General features: G+C 68.9%; 21 protein-coding genes and 1 pseudogene. 7 read left to right on the plus strand and 15 right to left on the minus strand.

Features of this window, described 5'->3' with window-relative positions; translation table 11 throughout:
- Nucleotides 1-142 precede the first annotated feature (142 nt).
- From BTZ20_RS02375 to BTZ20_RS02390, 5 genes are all read left to right on the plus strand, one after another.
- Nucleotides 143-646, plus strand: a complete 504-nt coding sequence (locus BTZ20_RS02375; protein ID WP_077040246.1) for a hypothetical protein — start codon at nucleotides 143-145, stop codon at nucleotides 644-646.
- A gap of 68 nt (nucleotides 647-714) precedes the next feature.
- Nucleotides 715-1,077: a hypothetical protein gene (locus BTZ20_RS02380; RefSeq protein WP_077040247.1), complete on the plus strand. Its 363-nt coding sequence runs from the start codon at nucleotides 715-717 to the stop codon at nucleotides 1,075-1,077.
- Nucleotides 1,078-1,175: 98 nt separating this feature from the next.
- Nucleotides 1,176-2,090 carry a barstar family protein gene (locus tag BTZ20_RS02385; RefSeq protein WP_223263579.1) on the plus strand — a complete coding sequence of 305 codons (915 nt, stop codon included), beginning with the start codon at nucleotides 1,176-1,178 and terminating at the stop codon, nucleotides 2,088-2,090.
- Between the two features lie 250 nt (nucleotides 2,091-2,340).
- Complete coding sequence (locus BTZ20_RS27560; protein WP_145982170.1) at nucleotides 2,341-2,556, plus strand: hypothetical protein; 216 nt, start codon at nucleotides 2,341-2,343, stop codon at nucleotides 2,554-2,556.
- Nucleotides 2,553-3,740 carry an HNH endonuclease signature motif containing protein gene (locus tag BTZ20_RS02390; RefSeq protein ID WP_145982171.1) on the plus strand — a complete coding sequence of 396 codons (1,188 nt, stop codon included), beginning with the start codon at nucleotides 2,553-2,555 and terminating at the stop codon, nucleotides 3,738-3,740. The genes BTZ20_RS27560 and BTZ20_RS02390 overlap by 4 nt, the downstream gene beginning before the upstream one ends.
- Nucleotides 3,741-3,814: 74 nt before the next feature.
- Here the strand turns inward: BTZ20_RS02390 and BTZ20_RS02395 are convergent, their stop codons facing one another.
- The 6 genes from BTZ20_RS02395 to BTZ20_RS27570 all read right to left on the minus strand — a co-directional run bounded on the left by BTZ20_RS02395 (nucleotide 3,815) and on the right by BTZ20_RS27570 (nucleotide 7,086).
- Nucleotides 3,815-4,183 carry an antibiotic biosynthesis monooxygenase family protein gene (locus tag BTZ20_RS02395; protein ID WP_077040248.1) on the minus strand — a complete coding sequence of 123 codons (369 nt, stop codon included), beginning with the start codon at nucleotides 4,181-4,183 and terminating at the stop codon, nucleotides 3,815-3,817.
- A gap of 40 nt (nucleotides 4,184-4,223) precedes the next feature.
- Nucleotides 4,224-4,625, minus strand: coding sequence for an SgcJ/EcaC family oxidoreductase (locus BTZ20_RS02400; protein WP_077040249.1), 402 nt, complete (start codon nucleotides 4,623-4,625; stop codon nucleotides 4,224-4,226).
- 193 nt (nucleotides 4,626-4,818) lie between these two features.
- Nucleotides 4,819-5,115 carry a hypothetical protein gene (locus tag BTZ20_RS27565; protein WP_223263581.1) on the minus strand — a complete coding sequence of 99 codons (297 nt, stop codon included), beginning with the start codon at nucleotides 5,113-5,115 and terminating at the stop codon, nucleotides 4,819-4,821.
- Between the two features lie 34 nt (nucleotides 5,116-5,149).
- The gene (locus BTZ20_RS02410) at nucleotides 5,150-5,788 is read right to left on the minus strand and encodes an NAD(P)-dependent oxidoreductase (RefSeq protein ID WP_077040250.1); all 639 of its coding nucleotides are present in this window, start codon (nucleotides 5,786-5,788) and stop codon (nucleotides 5,150-5,152) included.
- Between the two features lie 60 nt (nucleotides 5,789-5,848).
- The gene (locus BTZ20_RS02415; RefSeq protein ID WP_223263874.1) at nucleotides 5,849-6,805 is read right to left on the minus strand and encodes an MFS transporter; all 957 of its coding nucleotides are present in this window, start codon (nucleotides 6,803-6,805) and stop codon (nucleotides 5,849-5,851) included.
- Nucleotides 6,688-7,086 (minus strand): hypothetical protein, encoded by a 399-nt coding sequence (locus tag BTZ20_RS27570; RefSeq protein WP_223263582.1) that lies wholly within the window; start codon nucleotides 7,084-7,086, stop codon nucleotides 6,688-6,690. The genes BTZ20_RS02415 and BTZ20_RS27570 overlap by 118 nt, the downstream gene beginning before the upstream one ends.
- 79 nt (nucleotides 7,087-7,165) lie before the next feature.
- Here BTZ20_RS27570 and BTZ20_RS02420 point away from each other — a divergent pair, with 79 nt between their 5' ends.
- Complete coding sequence (locus BTZ20_RS02420; RefSeq protein ID WP_077043416.1) at nucleotides 7,166-8,068, plus strand: LysR family transcriptional regulator; 903 nt, start codon at nucleotides 7,166-7,168, stop codon at nucleotides 8,066-8,068.
- A 9-nt stretch (nucleotides 8,069-8,077) separates the two neighbouring features.
- Here BTZ20_RS02420 and BTZ20_RS02425 read toward each other — a convergent pair whose 3' ends face one another.
- The 6 genes from BTZ20_RS02425 to BTZ20_RS02450 all read right to left on the minus strand — a co-directional run bounded on the left by BTZ20_RS02425 (nucleotide 8,078) and on the right by BTZ20_RS02450 (nucleotide 11,808).
- A complete protein-coding gene (locus BTZ20_RS02425) occupies nucleotides 8,078-8,563 on the minus strand; it encodes a Clp protease N-terminal domain-containing protein (RefSeq protein ID WP_077040251.1) in 486 nt (161 codons plus the stop codon).
- Complete coding sequence (locus BTZ20_RS02430) at nucleotides 8,560-8,784, minus strand: hypothetical protein (protein WP_077040252.1); 225 nt, start codon at nucleotides 8,782-8,784, stop codon at nucleotides 8,560-8,562. The genes BTZ20_RS02425 and BTZ20_RS02430 overlap by 4 nt, the downstream gene beginning before the upstream one ends.
- 27 nt (nucleotides 8,785-8,811) lie before the next feature.
- Nucleotides 8,812-9,171, minus strand: coding sequence for a Rieske 2Fe-2S domain-containing protein (locus BTZ20_RS02435; protein ID WP_077040253.1), 360 nt, complete (start codon nucleotides 9,169-9,171; stop codon nucleotides 8,812-8,814).
- A gap of 117 nt (nucleotides 9,172-9,288) precedes the next feature.
- Entirely contained in the window at nucleotides 9,289-9,744 is a 456-nt protein-coding gene (locus BTZ20_RS02440) for a group II truncated hemoglobin (protein ID WP_077040254.1), read from the minus strand.
- 81 nt (nucleotides 9,745-9,825) lie between these two features.
- Complete coding sequence (locus BTZ20_RS02445) at nucleotides 9,826-10,350, minus strand: hypothetical protein (protein WP_077040255.1); 525 nt, start codon at nucleotides 10,348-10,350, stop codon at nucleotides 9,826-9,828.
- A gap of 27 nt (nucleotides 10,351-10,377) precedes the next feature.
- Nucleotides 10,378-11,808 (minus strand): amidase, encoded by a 1,431-nt coding sequence (locus tag BTZ20_RS02450; RefSeq protein WP_077043417.1) that lies wholly within the window; start codon nucleotides 11,806-11,808, stop codon nucleotides 10,378-10,380.
- Nucleotides 11,809-11,856: 48 nt separating this feature from the next.
- Here BTZ20_RS02450 and BTZ20_RS02455 point away from each other — a divergent pair, with 48 nt between their 5' ends.
- A complete protein-coding gene (locus BTZ20_RS02455) occupies nucleotides 11,857-12,489 on the plus strand; it encodes a TetR/AcrR family transcriptional regulator (protein WP_077043418.1) in 633 nt (210 codons plus the stop codon).
- Nucleotides 12,490-12,588: 99 nt separating this feature from the next.
- Here BTZ20_RS02455 and BTZ20_RS02460 read toward each other — a convergent pair.
- The 3 genes and pseudogenes from BTZ20_RS02460 to BTZ20_RS02470 form a co-directional block, all read right to left on the minus strand.
- Nucleotides 12,589-13,535: pseudogene (locus BTZ20_RS02460) on the minus strand (tyrosine-protein phosphatase).
- An 85-nt stretch (nucleotides 13,536-13,620) separates the two neighbouring features.
- Nucleotides 13,621-14,784: a hypothetical protein gene (locus BTZ20_RS02465; RefSeq protein ID WP_077040256.1), complete on the minus strand. Its 1,164-nt coding sequence runs from the start codon at nucleotides 14,782-14,784 to the stop codon at nucleotides 13,621-13,623.
- Nucleotides 14,781-15,962, minus strand: coding sequence for a phosphotransferase family protein (locus BTZ20_RS02470; protein WP_077043419.1), 1,182 nt, complete (start codon nucleotides 15,960-15,962; stop codon nucleotides 14,781-14,783). The genes BTZ20_RS02465 and BTZ20_RS02470 overlap by 4 nt, the downstream gene beginning before the upstream one ends.
- Nucleotides 15,963-16,027: the final 65 nt, after the last annotated feature.

The raw sequence follows: 16,027 nt of genomic DNA on the forward strand, positions 1-16,027 counted from the left end.
GAGCGCAGGTCCTAGCCCCGGACGTCGAGGATCGGCTCGGCCAGTTCGCGGGCGGAGGTCGCGGGGTCCGTGCCGGGCCGGGTGACCCCGGCCGCCAGCGCACCGGTTCGCCGAACAGTTCGCCGAGGTCGGGCTCGCGCTGGTGGCCCGAAGGACGGGCGACCTGGATGCCGCCCGGGTGCATCTGCAGCACTGGCTCGAGTGGGATCGGCGGCTCGAGTCCGCCCAGGGGATCCCGTTCTACGGCGTGGTACTGATCCTCGCCGAACTGGGCTTCAACGCCGAGCAGCGGGGCGAGGTCGAGCAGGCATTGGCGCTGCACCACGAGGGTCTCGCCGCGGTCCGGGAGACCGGCGATCCCCGCGCGATTGCCCTGGCGCTCGAGGGGATCGCCGGTGCACACGCGGCGGGCGGCCGCCCCGAGTTCGCGGCCCGGCTGTTGGGGGCCGCCGCCGCGGCCAGGAAGGCGGTGGGCCAGCCGCTACCCGATGCCGAGCGAGGTGACGTGGTCCGGATCGAGACTCTGATCAGGGATGCCGTGTCCGCGGCGGTGTTCGCCGAGGAGTTCGACCGCGGCGCCGCCCGAGACCTCGCCGATGTCCTGGGCGATCCCATGCTCGCCGCCTGGCCCGCGACAGCGCGGTAACGGGACCCGGTCTCGAGCCGACAAACATACTGTCCGGGCTGTTCCGCGTCTCCGGGAGGTAATCGACGATGAACCGCATGCTCTTAGCCGGGTCCTGCGCTCTGGCAATCGGTCTCGGAACCCTGCTGGCCCCGGCCACTTCGGCCGAGGCGGTCAGGGGACAGGGTGGGCCGGAGTCGCATCCGTGCAGTGACCAGTTCGTGGTGCCGCTCGACCCGCGGGCCTGGACCACCGACGAGATGGTCGTCATCAGCCCGTACGGCACGGATCGCATCTCCTGCGGCTCGTGGCACGGGTTCTTCTACGCGAGCCAGACCGATCCGCAGGGCAAGGTGCACGGCCTGCAGAACCCGCTCGCCGCCATCGGGCTCTTCGGCTCGGGTTCAGGGGCCGGGTACGGGGGCGGCAAGGTCTACGTCTGGCAGCCGTAGTGGTTCTCTGGGTTCTGCGGATCGGTCACGGGCGCAGTCGCCGCATGCTCCACATGATTGGATCCCCGGAAAATTCAAGGTCGGCATAGGCTCAATCGATGACGCGAAGGCCGGTGTTCGATCCGACCAATCGGGAGTTGTTCGTCGACCAGCGGCAGCAATTCGACTGGAGCCTCCTGCAGAACGGGCAGGTGTTCCGGTACGACAACGGCTTCGAGCTCGACAGCGCGTGCGTTCGGCTTGGAGACCTCGGCTATCTGGTCCACCGGATCGATGGGAGTAGATGGACCTCGGCCGACGACATGCATGCAGCCTTCGCGGCTGCCATGTCATTCCCGTCCTACTATGGCAGAAACCTCGATGCCCTCAGCGACGTGCTCAGCGACGTCGCTGCGTACAGCTACGGCAGCGACCCCGTGACCACTGGAACGGTCCTCGCGATCGCCGGGTACGACACGCTGGTGCAGATCGACCGCCGCACGGCGCGCCTGGTGCTCGACTGTTTTGCCCGACAAGCGCGACTGGCGGGCCTGTACGCCCACCCGATGCTTTGCCTCGTCGAGTCCTCGGGAACCGATCTCGGTCCGGTCGGAGGACTCGACGTGTACCGAGGGAGCGTGTGGGATGTCGCGCCGGACCCGCCCGATCCCTTCGGCGACACCGACATCGTCGAGTTCATGATCCAGATCTACCTCTCTGACGCCGGCGCAGTTGAGTACGTCGCGGCCCTGCGGCCCGTTCTGGCGGACTTCCTCGCCGACGTCGGCCGGTGGCAGATCCTCGGCGTGTCCTCGGCGTCAGAAAGCACAGCGCAGGCTCGCGCGCAGTTCCGCGGGGAACCGCCGCCCGCCGGCACCCGACTGATGGAGGTGTTCATAGGCGTTCGGGGAGCGGGGACTTCACGGTTCTCGGTGATGGGCTCGTCCATGCCATTCATCGGCCCGACATGCGATTCGAGCAGATGGCGTCGCAGGTGTTCCGTGGAGGCAGTGAGGCGCGCGACGAGGCTCTGAGCCGGTATAGCGAGCTTCGGGATTTCGGCACCTGACTTCTGCTCCTTGTCGAACGCAACGCAGAATGCGATTCGGCCGCACCTCCACGAGTGATGTTCCGATCGGTGCCGACGCGGCGAGTGCAGGCGCGGATCTTCCCTGATCCTGCTTCGCCGCGAGATCGAGGAGCTGGCGGCAGAGCCGGGCTGGGCCATTCGCTTTTTCAGCTCAACCTATTGTCATAGAACATGTGTTCGAGTACAATTCGTACATGGATCTCGACGAGATGCTCACCGCGCCACCGGATGTGGCCGCGTGGCAGCTCGCGGACACCGAACTCCTGCGGCTGATTCCCGAGCTCTCGCTGCGGATGCGGCAGCTCGAGGCGCTGCGGGTCCGGCTGATGCACCAGGTCGATCAGCGGTGCGTGGCCGAACAGGTCGGGCCTCATCGCCCGGCAACTGGCTCGCCGGCGCGGCCACCATGACGCCCGGTCAGGCGGCCAAGATCGTCCGGCTCGGGCGAGAGTTGGCCAAGCGCCCGGAGGTGGCGGCCGCGTTCGACGCCGGAGAGACGGACCACGACCAGATTCGGGTGATCGTCGAACTCCTGAACAAGGTGCCCGACCCTGATGCCCCGGCCCGCTCCGACGACAACGCCGCAACCGAGACCGACAGTGCCGCTTCCGGTGACGGCGACGGCGACGGCGACGGCGAGAATGTGTTCGACATCGTCGGAACCGGCGCCACCCGAACACAGGCCTGCGCCCGCTACCTGCTCTACGCCGCCCGCACCGAAGACTCGACAGTCCTCGCCCGGCGCGCGAAGGCACTCGAGCTGATCCTCAACGGGGACAAGAAGAACCCCGACTCCGAGAACGCCGAGCTCAACGAATTCCACGCCTCACCAGGACTCGGCGGCCGCGTCCACCTCAAAGGACACCTCGACGCAGCCTCCGGCGAAGCCCTGCTCACCGCCTTGTCGGCGCTGTCCAAGTCGCGCCCCGGGGCAGACAACCGCGACGGACAAGCCGGCAAAGACCAACGCACACCCGCCCAACGCCGAGCCGACGCCCTCACCCACATCGTCCGCTCATATCTGGACTCCGGGCGGGCGCCCATCGAGGGCGGCGAGCGACCCCACATCAACGTCTTCGTCGACGCCGACGACCTCGCCGCCACCACCGACGACCACCAGCACCGTCACCACCACAAGGGGCGCCGGCGCGGACCGGCCTGGATGCCCTGGTTGGGGCCGATCTCCCTCGACCTCGCCGCCCGAATCTCCTGCGACGCCGACATCACCCCCATCACCATGGACACCGACGGCAACCCCATCGACGTCGGACGGACCACGCGCCTGATCCCCCGCAAACTCCGCCGCGCCCTCAACTCTCGTGACTGCGGCTGCGCGTTCCCCGGCTGCGGGCGACCCGCAGCCTGGACCGAAGGCCACCACATAATCCACTGGTCCAACGGCGGACCCACCAACCTGTCAAACCTGGTGCTGCTCTGTCGCTTCCACCACACCACCATCCACCGTGGCGACTGGACCGTTCACATCAGCAAAGACGACGGCCACCCCTGGTTCGCCCCACCACCATGGATCGACCCCAGGCGACAACCCGTGCCGGCACACAACCGGCGCAACCAACTCACCTTCGCCGCCTAAGGCGAAACCATCGGGCACTGCACTCGAAGGATGAGAGCTGGGTCAAGCAGAGCGCGGGGCACCAAGTGCGGTGATCACGCCGCATCCTCGGGCTCCCGCGTCCTGGGGCCGACCTCCCTCACGACGGTGTAGGTGGGGATCCCGCTAATGCGGGGCTCGGCCTTGCCCGCGATCGTCTTGAGTGCGGCGCCGATCGCCGACATCCGTCCCTCGGTGTCGGAGGTCTCGACGAAGTTGCGGTAGTCGGCCTCGCTGGCCCAGTGCACGATGTTGTACACCCGGGACCCGTCGGTGCTCACGTGGAACCGTGCGGATCGGTAGCCGGGATAGAAACTGACCCAACGGGTCTGGAGCTCGGCGAAGGCCTCGACGAGCTCGGTCTGGGTCCGTGGCCCATCGACGGTGTAGTCGATGATCGAGTAGAAGCCGGTGTCGGTGCTCATGGTGGTTCTCCTGTGTCGAGACGTGGTGGGTGCGGCGGGTTCAGGTCGTGGTCGGAGTGGTCTGGGCGGAGGCGATCCGCCAGCGGCCGCCGTCCTCGACCATCACGTAGGTGAGTTGTCCCGTGGTCGCGGGCAGGGCCGTTGCGGCGGAATCCCTTCCGTCGAAGACACGCTTGATGCAGGCCACGATCGCCACGTCGTCGCGGAGGAATCGGATGTCCTCGATGTCGACGGTGGTGGTCACGTCCGCGAGTGGCGTCGCCAGGGTCTGTCGCATTGCCTCGGTCAGCGCGTCCCGGCCCGAGACCCGCCGCCCACCGAAGTTGACGATGGTCACCTCGGGGGTGTGCAGCGGGATGAATCGGTCCACGTCGTTCTGGAACTCCACGGCGTCGGCGACGACGCGGCGGATGGCGGTGAGTGCGGGTGAATCGGTGCTCATATGGGTAGTCCTTGTGTGGGTCGAGGTGGTCAGGGCAGGTCCGTGCGGCCGTCCAGGTTGGCGACCATGCGCCGCAGGACGTTGACGGTCGCGACGTAGTCGGCGGTCGGAACCGCTTCGCGCATCTGCCGGTGTGCCTGAGCGTTCCGCTCGTGGGCGCGCAGTCTCCCGGCCTCGCCGTCGTCGGTCAGGGTCAGGGTGCCGGCTCCCTCGTCGACCCGCAGCCACCCCTGCCGACCAGATCATCAACGACCGCGCCGAAATCGGTTCCCTCGTCGGCGAATTCGTCGAGGCGCTGGGCCAGTGTGGTGCGGGTCCAGGCGCCGGGGGACCCGCTCACGTGGTTGAGGGTCCACCAGTGCGGCTGGGTGAGCTGTTCGACCGCCAGCTGTCCGCGCAGGGCCCCGATGATCGCGCGTGCGGCAAGGTCGGTCCAGTAGCCCATCGGTTGGGCGGCAATCACGTCGTCGGGGTAGTCGATCATCGTCATGTCGTTTGTCCTCTCGGGTTTGTTGTTGCGCGGATCAGTAGGCGGCGGTGAACCGGACCCGGTGATGCCGTGGCCGTTCCGCCTCGTCGAGCAGCGCCACCGCCAGGTCCTCCATGGAGAGCACCGAGGCGCCGTCGGCGTCGACCAGCAGGTCATCCGTGCCGAGCCGGAACAGTCCGGTTCGCGTTCCCGGCTCGAGCAGCGCGGGCGGGCTGAGGTACGTCCACTGCGCCGCCGCGTCGGCTCGGCACACCTCGAGCTGGTCGGCGCACGCCCGGGCGATGCCCCGCAACGCGGCGGGGAAATCGGGTTCGTCCATCACGGTCACCCCAGCCGTGCCGGGAACGGTCAGGGTCGCGGCGCCGCCGACGACCAGCAGTCGCACTCGGGTCCGGGCCAGCCCCGCGAGCAATATCCTTGTGGTCGAGACCAGTTCGTCCTCCCGGCCCGGTGTCGGCCGGGTCGCGCTGATCACGAGGTCCTGGCCGACGCTGAGGTCGATGACGTCCTCGATGTTCGCCGCGTCGCCGATGCGGACCTCGGCTCCCGCCGGCACGTCGTGTGCCCGCGCGGGGCTCCGGAGCACGGCCGTCACCTCGTGGCCGCGATCGAGGGCCTCGGCAACCGCCCTGCTGCCGACCTGTCCTGCCGCGCCGAAAACTGTGATGCGCATGGTTGTTTCGCTCCTGTGTTCTTGTTGCCGATGAATGTCGAGGTGATCCGTTGCCTACAGTCAGGTCGTGGGGGTGGGGCCGCGCCTGGTGGTGCTCACGCGCTCGGCGACCCAGACCAGGAAGGTGGCGAGGGCGAGCGCGCCGCCGAGGGCGCTCACCCCGGCCCATCCGCCGCGTACCCAGGCGACGGCGGTCAGCGCCGAGCCCGCGGCGCCACCGACGAAGAAGGCCGTCATGAACGCGGAGTTCAGCCGGTTGCGGATCTCGGGGGCCAGGGCGTAGATGACGTTCTGGTTGCTGTTGAGCACCGACTGCTGCGCCACCGTCAGGGCGATCGCGCCCGCCAACAGCCACACCAGCGACGTCGCCCCCGCGGCGATCGCCAGCCAGGACATCGCCAGCAGTGCGGTGCCCACGCCGGACACCCACTGCACGTAGCCGCGGTCGGCGAGCCGGCCGGCTACCGGGGTGGCGATCGTCCCCGCGACGCCGACCAGTCCGAAGAGACCGATCACCGCCTCTGACCACGAGTAGTGATCCCCGACCAGCAGGAAGGTGACGGACGTCCAGAACACGTTGAACGAGGCGAGCGAGAGCGCGGCGATGACCGCCCGCCACCGCAGCACGGGTTCGGTTCGGAACAGGACGACGGTCGAACGCAGTAGCGACGGGTAGGACATCCCGGCGGGAGTGTGCAGGCGGGGCAGGACGCGCCACAGCAACACCGCGACCACGGTCAGCAGCACCGCGTTGACCCAGTAGACCGTGCGCCAGCCACCGAACTCCGACAACATCCCCGAGACGGTCCGCGCCAGCAGTCCGCCCAGCAGGAGGCCGCTCATCACGGTGCCCACCACGCGGCCGCGATGTTCCGGATTGGCGAGCGCCACCGCGAAGGTCACCAGCACCTGCGCGGCCACCGAGGTGATGGCGGCGAGTGCGGTGCCCGCCAGCAGGACCGCGCCGTTGGGGGCGGCGGCCGACACCAGCAGGAATACCGCGGTGGCCCCGAACAGCACCACCGCGAGGCGTCGACGCTCCAGGAGATCTCCGAGGGGAGTAGCAGGATCAGGCCGAGGGCGTAGCCGGCCTGGGCGGCGGTGACGACCATCGCCGCCGTCGAGGTGCTGAGCTGGAGGTCCTGGCGGATCACGTCCAGGAGCGGCTGTGCGAAGTAGTTGCCTGCCGCGACGAGTCCGGTCGAGACCGACATGAGAAGCAGCAGCCCGCGGCTCAGGCCGCCCGGGGCCTCGGGGGCGGCGGCGCGCGGTGTGGTTCGCGTCATCACGTTTGTCATGACCGAAAGCCTGGCCACAAAAGATCAATGAGTCCAACACATGTTTGTCACCGAAACAATCGTGATTCAAGATAGATGGATGGAGCTACAGCAGATGCGGTACGTCATCGCCGTCGCGGAGGAGAAGAACTTCACGCGAGCGGCCGAACGGTGCCTGGTGGTCCAGTCCGCGCTGAGCCACCAGATCGCGCGCCTGGAAAGGGAACTGGGCGCAAAGCTGTTCGACCGGACCAGTCGCCGGGTCGAGCTCACGCCCGCGGGCGAGGCATTTCTCCCCGAGGCCAGGCAGAGCGTGGAGGCCGCGGAACGGGCCCGCGCGGAGGTCACCGCCGCCGCGGGCGAGATCCGGGGGCGTCTGGCGATCGGTGCCATCCCGACTGTCGGGGCGGTCGACCTCGCCGCGTCGCTACGGGATTTCACGGCACGTCACCCGCAGGTGCAGATCAGTCTCCGAATGGGGGCGAGCGGCGATCACATCGACCAGATCCGCCAGGGCACACTGGATGTCGCCTTTCTCGGCCTGCCGCCCAGCATACAGCCGACCGGGGTCCGGGGCGTGGAACTGGGGCGAGGAGAACTGGTCGCGTTGATGGCGCCGGGTCACCCCCTCGCCGAGGCGAGGGGTCTCGACCTGCAGGGTCTCGCCGACCAGGTGTTCGTCGATTTTCCGGCGGGCTCAGCCGGTCGAGCGCAATCGGATCAGGCGTTCGCGGCGGTTGGCGTCCAGCGTCGCGTCGCCTTCGAGGTGATGGCGGTGGACTTCTTCGCTCGGCTGATCCGGCAGGGCCTGTGCATCGGGTTGCTCCCGGCGTCCATCGTGTCGGAGTTTCCAGACCTGTGCGCCGTCGAGCTGCGCGATCCCCCTACCCGGGTCGAGCACCTGGTGTGGAGTCCGCGGCGGCCCACACCCGCGGCTGCGGCCTACCTGTCCGGGCTGGGGGTCGCCGACGAGCAGCTCCTGTCGTCGCCGGGGCGCCGGTAGCGAGCCCGCTCAGCGCGCTCGAGCCGACTCGATCAGGCGTGACCGACTGATTCCCAGAAGCTCCAATGTTCTTGCGGCGGTTCCGTGCTCGAGTTCCGCGACCCCGGCGACCACGTCCGCGCCCGAGATCGGCCTGCGCTCGGACTTGGCCAGCGCGGTCGCGCTCCTGAATGCGGCCTGCGCGGGTTCGGCCAGTCGCAGCGGACCGGTCCTGGGCCGCTCGAGCGCCTGCGCACCGGAGCGACCGGTCTCGCTCAAACCCGCTGCGGTGAGGGCTTCTTCGTGCACCCGAGCGATCGCGTCGCGGAGCGCGTCCCTCGACACTCCTTCTTCGTCGAAGACGCGCTGCGCGGAACCGTCGGGTAGGGACAGGGCCGCGAGGAGCAGGTGCTCGGCTCCCGGGTTCTGATCGCCGAGACGGTCGGCCTCGGCCTCGGTCTCCGCGAACAGCTGCTTCATGGTGCGCATGTCACGTAGCGCGCGAGTGATCCTCATCGACTACTCCTTGTCTGCCTGGCGGTTGAGTCGCCGAGTGCGTGGGGGCCCAGTCGCTTGTGCGCGGCCTGGCCGGAAATGCCGAGCGCCAGCCCGATCTGGGCCCAGGTCCAGCCGGCATCGAGCGCCTGCTCGACGGCGTCGATCTCGAGCTGATCGGCCCGTCGCCGAAGGGCGACGACGGACGCGAACGCCTGATCGGGACTCTTGCTCATGCTCATCAACTTATGTTGATGAGCATGAAGCTGTCAACCTTTGTTGATGGTCTGGGGCTCGCCATCCGGGTCGTGCCACACGAACAGCAGTTGGTCCCGTTCGAGGGTCGGCCAGGCGCGGGTGGGCGTCGGGTGCGGGGATCCGCCGGCCGCCTCGCCGTTGCCGTCCCAGCGCCAGCGGTGGATCGGACAGTCGATCGTGTCGCCCACGACGGAGCCGTGACTCAGGTCGCCGCCCATGTGCGGGCAGCGGGCGTCGAGGATCCTGATCTCGCCCCGGCGGTCGGCGAACGCGACGAGCTTGGTGCCGAACGCCTCGATGGCGTGCGGCCTGCCGTCGCGATAGTCCTCGGCCGGTCCGAGGCAGTGCCAGCCGGTCTCGACAGCGGTCACGGTGCGTCCCTTCGTATTGCTCGGAGGCGCAACCGTGCCAATCCGAAGGCCGGGCGTCAACAGGGTCGATCCGCTGGGCGGGAACGCGCGAGGATCGGCGTCGAGTCCGACGTCAGCTCACCAGTCCCAGCGGGGCACTTCCTGGCAGGGATGCAGGTCGACGTCGCCGGTCGCATGCGAGTTCAGTACGGCCACTTCGGTGCCGAAGCGGAGGTAGTCGAGCAACGCGGTGCGGAATTTCGTGTCGGAGGGCAGCCCGGCGTCGTCGGCGGCGGTGAGGAACAGGTCGACGAACCGTTGGCGCTGCTCCTCGCTGATCTGCTTGCCGCGGTGCGCCTCGAGCAGCGCGGGGAATCCGCCCAACTGGTCGGTGTAGACGGTGGGACCGCCGAACACCTCGGCGAGGAAATCCGTCAGGTGGTCGATGTGGCTGGGGCTGCCCGCGCCGAACAGCGGGTGCAGGAGCGGGTCGGCGAGGACTCGCGGATACCAGGTCGCGACGAGGCGGTGCAGTCCTTCCCTACCGCCGACGTGCTCGAATAGGGATTCGGTGGTGTTCCTGTCCGCTGTCATGGCACTCCTCGGTGAGGGACGAGACGCTGATTACATGATTACAGAATTACCGTCGTCCCGCGAGGGAAAGGGTCGCGGCCGTCACCAGCGAAACATGGGCAGCGGACTCCATGGCCTGGTGAGTGCTCGTCTGCCGCCAAGCTCGAGCAATCGGCGATGGAAGCCGGCATCCGGGAACTCCCGCAGCAGTTCGCGGTAGTCCCTGCGCGGCAGGCCGAAGTTGCGCAGGCCCAGCGAGACATCGATCCAGTCGGCCCTGCGGAAGATCTCCGCGGCGTCCCGCGCTGCCCCGGCCGCGGTCACCTTGTGGTGCTGCTGAATCAACACGGTGACCAGGTCCGTCTTGTCGGCGTGGCCGTGTTCGCGCAGCCACCCGACGGCGCGCGTCGTCGAGGGGTCCAGGTAGTCGAAGGTTCCGTCGCTCCAGATGCCCAGGTCGTGATAGACGGCCGCCACCGGGAATGCGACCGGATCCGGCAGTTCGCCGCCCGCCAGCGTCGTGCAGAGACGAAGCACGCGCTCGACGTGATTGCGGTAGGCGTTGCGGTCCTTGCCCAGGGCCTGGTTCCACGGCTCGAAGAGACTGTCGAGATCGATCGGATCCATGACTGGGCCTCCCGGGCCTGCGGCGGACTATGAGACGGAGCTCCTGTCGAAACGGTAGCGGCCGTGCCACGGCATGGCCGCCTCCAGCATCGCCGCGGCCGTCAGCAGGTCCGCGTCGGCGCCCCATTTCGCCGAGATCATGACGCCGAGCGGGACCCCCTCATCGGTCCAGCCCAGCGGCAGGCTGATGGACGGGAAGCCCGTCGCGTTAGCGACGATGGTGTTTCCGGTGAAGGCAACCATGTCCGCGAGCTCGGTGGCCGGGTCGGCGTCGTTGCGCAGCTCGCCGAGGGCGACGGGCGGCAGGGTGACGGTCGGTGTGATCACCAGGTCCACGTCCTGGTGATCGAGGCTCCATCGGCGCGACCACGCCTGCACCAGCCCGACCGCGGCCGCGAGGTCGCCGGACGACGTCTCCCGCGCCCGAATCCGCAGGTGCCGCACGATGGGCCGCAGCAGGTGCTCGTATTCCTCCGGGATGGGCTTGGTGCCGGCCAGGGACGAGAACATCGTGATGAACGCGTCCGAGAACGCTGTGTCGACGGCCTGCGGACGCTCGACCACGGTGTGCCCCAGCGACTCCAGGACGGCGCCCACCCGCGTGACGGCGGCCGACACCTGCGGGTCCACGCGGCCCCGCGACACCGACCCCTGGGCCAGCGCGATGGTCAGCCTCCGCGACGATCCGTCGGCGCCGCGTACGACGGCGTCCTCGAAGGAGTCCGGCCGCGGAGGGTGCATGGTCCCCGCGCCGGGGCGGGTCGCGAGCACGTCAAGCAGTGCGGCGGCATCGCGCACCGTCCGGGCGATCGGGCCCTTGCTGGCGAAGCCGAAACCGTCGTGCCCGGCGTACCCCATGGTGAGCAGTCCCCGGCTCGGCTTCAGCCCGACCACGCCGCACGCGCTGGCCGGTGACCGCAGGGAGCCCGCGGTGTCGCTGCCCTGTGCAATCGGGACGAGGCCAGCGCCGACGGCGGCCGCGGCGCCGCCGCTGCTCCCTGCGGCACTGCGGGCGGGGTCGAACGGGCTGCGCGCGGGCGGGGCCACGTCCGGTTCGGTGTAGCAGGCGGCGCCGAATTCCGGGACGGTGGTCTTGCCGATGTCGACGAGCCCGCCGTCGCGGATCGCCTCGACGATCTCGTCGTCGATCTCGGGGACGAAATCGCGGAAGATGGCCGAGCCGAATGTTGTTCGGATCCCGCGAGTGGATTCGAGGTCCTTGATCGCGGTGGGGACGCCGAAGAGCCGAGGCAGGCCCTCCTCGCGGGCGTCGAGCCGGGCCTGTGCGCGATCGGCGAGTTCGAGCGCGTGCTCGGTCGCCACCGTGGTGAAGGCGCCGACGTCATCCTGCGTGGTCGCCCGATCGAGGAAGTGGCGCGTCACCTCGGGGACGGAGAGCTGCCGACGGGCGATCGCCTCGGCGAGTTCGACGGCGGAGAGCTGGTGCAGATCTGTCACGGCGGCCACCCTTGTCATTCCGTTACGCGTATCGTTATGGTGGAATGCATGGTAACCGAATCCGGGGACACCGCAAGGGTGGGACGACGAAAAGCTGTGAGCCACAGCGAGATCCTGGAGGTCGCGACCCAGATCGCCGATGACGAGGGGCTCGATGCCGTCACGTTCCGCGTGCTCGCGGACCGGCTCGGGACCTCACCGATGGCCGTGCATCGCACCTCGGGCGGCATCGCCGCGCTGCGGCATGACCTGGTGTCCACCCTGGTGGGCGAGGCCGTCGCGGCCATCGAGTGGCCCGAGGAGTGGCGCGCGGTCGCGCGGACCTTCGCCGACACCCTGCACGACCTGCTCATGCGGCACCCGCTGGTCCTCGAGGCGCACCGCCAGGCCGCGCTGGAGGCGCCGGGCGCCGACGACACCTCGCATCGCGTGGTCCGCGCCTTTCGCGAGGCTGGGTTGGGAGACGAGCAGGCCACCTATGCCTACGCCACGCTGCACGACTTCGTGACCGGGCACGTCGCCATCCGGCTCAGCCGAGGGGATTTCGGCACCGTCCCGGCCGAGCGCCGGGCGGTCTCGGTCTATGCCGATCACCACGACTACGACCGGCGCTTCGCCGCGGGGGTGAGGCTGATCCTCGATGGTGTCGCCGTCGCCGCAGGCGCCGAGGCCCGCTCGTGACCACGACGACGCCGAGCGTCGAGTTCCGCGATGTCGCCGGGCTTCATGCCGGAGACCCCGGGTGCCCGTGCGGCACCCGGGGTCTCCGGCAGGGCAGGGCTAGGCGACGAGCTTCGCCTTCAGTGCGGTGATGGTGTCCTGGCTCAGTCCGAGACCCTGGGTGAGGTAGTTGCTCACGCTGCCGTAGTCGGCGGTGATCTGGGCGAGACCGGCCTCCAGGTAGGTCGCGTCGACGCCGAGAGTCGGGTCAGGTTGGTGGCGACCTGCGGGCCGAGGGCGGCCGTGATCTGGGCGAGGGTCTTCTCGTTGGTCGCCTGGAGGTAGGTGTTGCTCAGCAGGTAGTCGCTCATGGTGGTGGCGGCGGGGACGCCGGCGATCGAGTGCAGCAGCATGGTGGTCCAGCCGGTCCGGTCCTTGCCCGAGGTGCAGTGGAAGAGCTGAACGCCGTCGCCTTCGGCGATGTCCGACAGCACCTGGGCGAAGCCCGCGCGGCGCTGGGCGTCGGTGACGAAGCTGCGGTTGGCGTCCATCATGAATTGCCTCGCCTGTTCGGGCGATTGGATGGTCTGGGCGAGCTGGATCAGGTCCGCGAACTCGATCGGGATGTTCTTGTACGCGACGCCATCCGGGAGCTTGTCCTGGCCACCGATGAACGGGTTGCTGATCTCGTTGGCGCCGCGCAGGTCGTAGACGTCGGCCAGGCTGAGGGTGGCGAGGGTCTGCTTGTCGGCGTCGCTGGTCGCGGTGAGCGCGTTGGCGCGGTAGACGATGCCGCGCTTGAGGTGCTTGCCGTCCGCGGTGGCGTACCCGGCGCCGTCATTGCCGGCGACGTCGCGGAAGTTGGAGACGGAGGCCAGCTTTGGGGTCGGGGCGAGGACCGGGTTGCTGGAGCCCGGGTCGAGCAACCCGCCGAGCGACCCGGTGTCGATCGAGCTCAGATCGATGGCGCCCGCGGTGGCGGGGGCGGTGAACAGGAGACCGCCGGCGACCAGTAAGGCGGCGGCCCTCGCGGTGCGGGTGGACAGCGTTCGGGAGCGTGTGGACATCTGAAGTTGCCTCTCTTTATCTGCGTGGAACTGACCGACGGAAGGGATTCCGGTCGGCGGTCGTACCCGGCGAGGGCCGGGCCGGTCAGGGTGCGACGTCACCGACCCCGGTGAACCCGTAGCGCTGGTGGGGCCCGATGACGGCTACCTCGAACAGGCCCTCCCCTGTGCGGGAAACGCCGTCCTCGGTGACGGTGAACCGGGCGAGGTTGTCCACCGGGCACAGCATCTTCTTCCAGGGCTCGATGTCCGGGACCTTCTCCCGCAGCCCCTGGACCACCAGCTCGCCCTGCCACATCCCGTGGCGCCAGTCCTGCTCGAGGCCGTAGCCGGTGCCGACGCCGATGTAGTTCGGCAGCACCGGTTCGCATGCGACCGAGAGCGTGTTGTCGGGCTCGCCGGGCGCGCCAGGGCGCCGGAAGTGCAGGGTTCCGGCGGCGATCTCGCGGGTGCCGGAGACGAAGGTCAGCTCGTGGTCGGGTCGGCCAAGCCACTCCGGTTCCCGGCTGCGGTCCGACCAGACCCGGGTCGCGTCCTCGACGATGCGGCGACCCTGCTGGTCCTCCTGGATGACCGTGACGATGCTGTAGTCGCCGAACTGCATGATCGAGTAGATCCAGAAGAAGTTCTGGCTCCCCGCGAGCGCCGGATCCGCCTTGCGCCCAGGCGGTTCCGCCTCGCCGACCGGCCGGACACCCCAGGAGCGGTCACGGTTGCCGCGCCAGGTGTCCGCGGTGACGGGCATGACCTCGCCGTCGACGGTGAGGGAGCCGGACCAGGTGCCGGTCTGCACGAACCGCTGGGTGTCGAAGGTGACCCGTTCGAGCTGGCGGTGGAAGTGCCTGGCCTCGAGGTTGGCAGGCCCGTCGGACTCGAAGACGAGATCGAAGCTCAGGTCGGGTGCCTCGGGGCTCGGGTCCAGCACCACCCGCAGGCGGTGCAGGCCCTCGAGGATCTCGATCCTCAGCGGCCCGACGGACAGGTCCATGCGATCGTCGCCCAGCGCGCGGGACGCCCGGAAGACGATGTGGTCGTCTCCGCGCCGCAGCACCGCAAAGCCGTCGCACACACCGAGATTGGGGTATTGGCCGAGTCCGATGATGAGAAACAGCGGCTCGCTGTCGCCATCGACGCCTGCGTGGCAGTTGAAGTAGTAGCGGTCGTAGAAGTTCCGATCGGAGGTGCCGACGTGCCGGATCGTCTCGGCGATCTGGTGCACCGGGTAGTCGTCGAGCGGGGACAGCGTCATTCGGTTCCTCCGGGTGTGATCGACGCCCAGTAGGTGCCGTCGAGCATGGCCTCGAGCGTGGCTCGGTGCAGGATCATCTCGTCCGGGTTCTCCGGCTGTGCGGCCTGGCCGAACGCCACGGCGCGACTCTGCACGCGGAACATGATGATCGCGTGCCGCAGCGCGGCGTAGAGGGTGTAGAAGTCCAGGTCTGCCGGTCGGTGCCCGGTTAGCTCCAGGTAGGTGTCCGCCACGTCCTCGCGGCGCAGGAAGTCCGGTAGCCCGGGGAGGCCGGCCATCCCGGCGAGATCCTCGAAGAACCTGTGCTGGAAGATCATCCAGCCGAGGTCGAGCTCCCTCGGTCCGAGCGTGGCCATCTCCCAGTCGAGCACGGCCGCGGGCTCGAAGTCCCGGTACATCATGTTGCCGATGCGGGAGTCGCCCCAGCAGAGCACCGCCGGACCGGCCTCGGTCGGGAGATTCTCCTCGATCCAGTCGAAGCCCCGCTCGATCAGCGGGGACCGCGGGCCGTCGGCGGTGGCCCACTGGTAGTAGTGCCGCTGCGCCTTTACGTGCGCGCGCAGAGCCGCAGCGCCGGTCGGTTCGGTGTCCTCTGCGAGGAGGTCCGGGCACGCCAGGTGCGGGTTCGCCATGGCGTGCAGATCGGCGAGCACCCGGACCGAGGACTGCTGGAGCCGGGACCGGTCCGCGGCCGAGGCCTCCGAGACCCAGGACCCGAAGGTATAGGGCATGACGTCGGGCGGGACCTGCCCGTCGAGCCGCTCCATCACGAAGAACTCGCCGCCGAGCGCGTCGGGTGTGCCTTCCGACCAGTACACCCGAGGGATCGGCACCGAGGTATGAGTGGCAACGGCCTCCATCACCCGGAACTGCCTGTCCAGGTCGTAGGACGGGAAGAGCGGCGCAGCGCTGACGGGCGGGGCGATCCGTGCGACCAGGCGGTGTTCGGACCGACGTCCATCCTCGGTCCAACTCGCGTCGAACAGCACGGTCTCGTTCGACATGCCGTTGGCGGCCGGGATCTCGACCGAGGACACCATCGGCTCCGCGTCGGGTGCGAGCACCGTCGCGAGCCAGCGTTCGAGGCTCGCCTTCATCACGGCGGGGTCGTTGCGGGATTCGCCGGGGCGGGCGAGTTCGGCGTAGTCGGGATCTACGCCGACAGTTTCAGAGGTCATCACCACTCCTCGTGGTTCGGGTGGCGCCGATGCGCACGTGGCGTTAGCCGATACACTTTGTATCG

Source organism: Rhodococcus sp. MTM3W5.2 (genome assembly GCF_001984015.1).
In the GTDB taxonomy this organism is placed as follows: Bacteria; Actinomycetota; Actinomycetes; order Mycobacteriales; family Mycobacteriaceae; genus Rhodococcus_G; species Rhodococcus_G oryzae.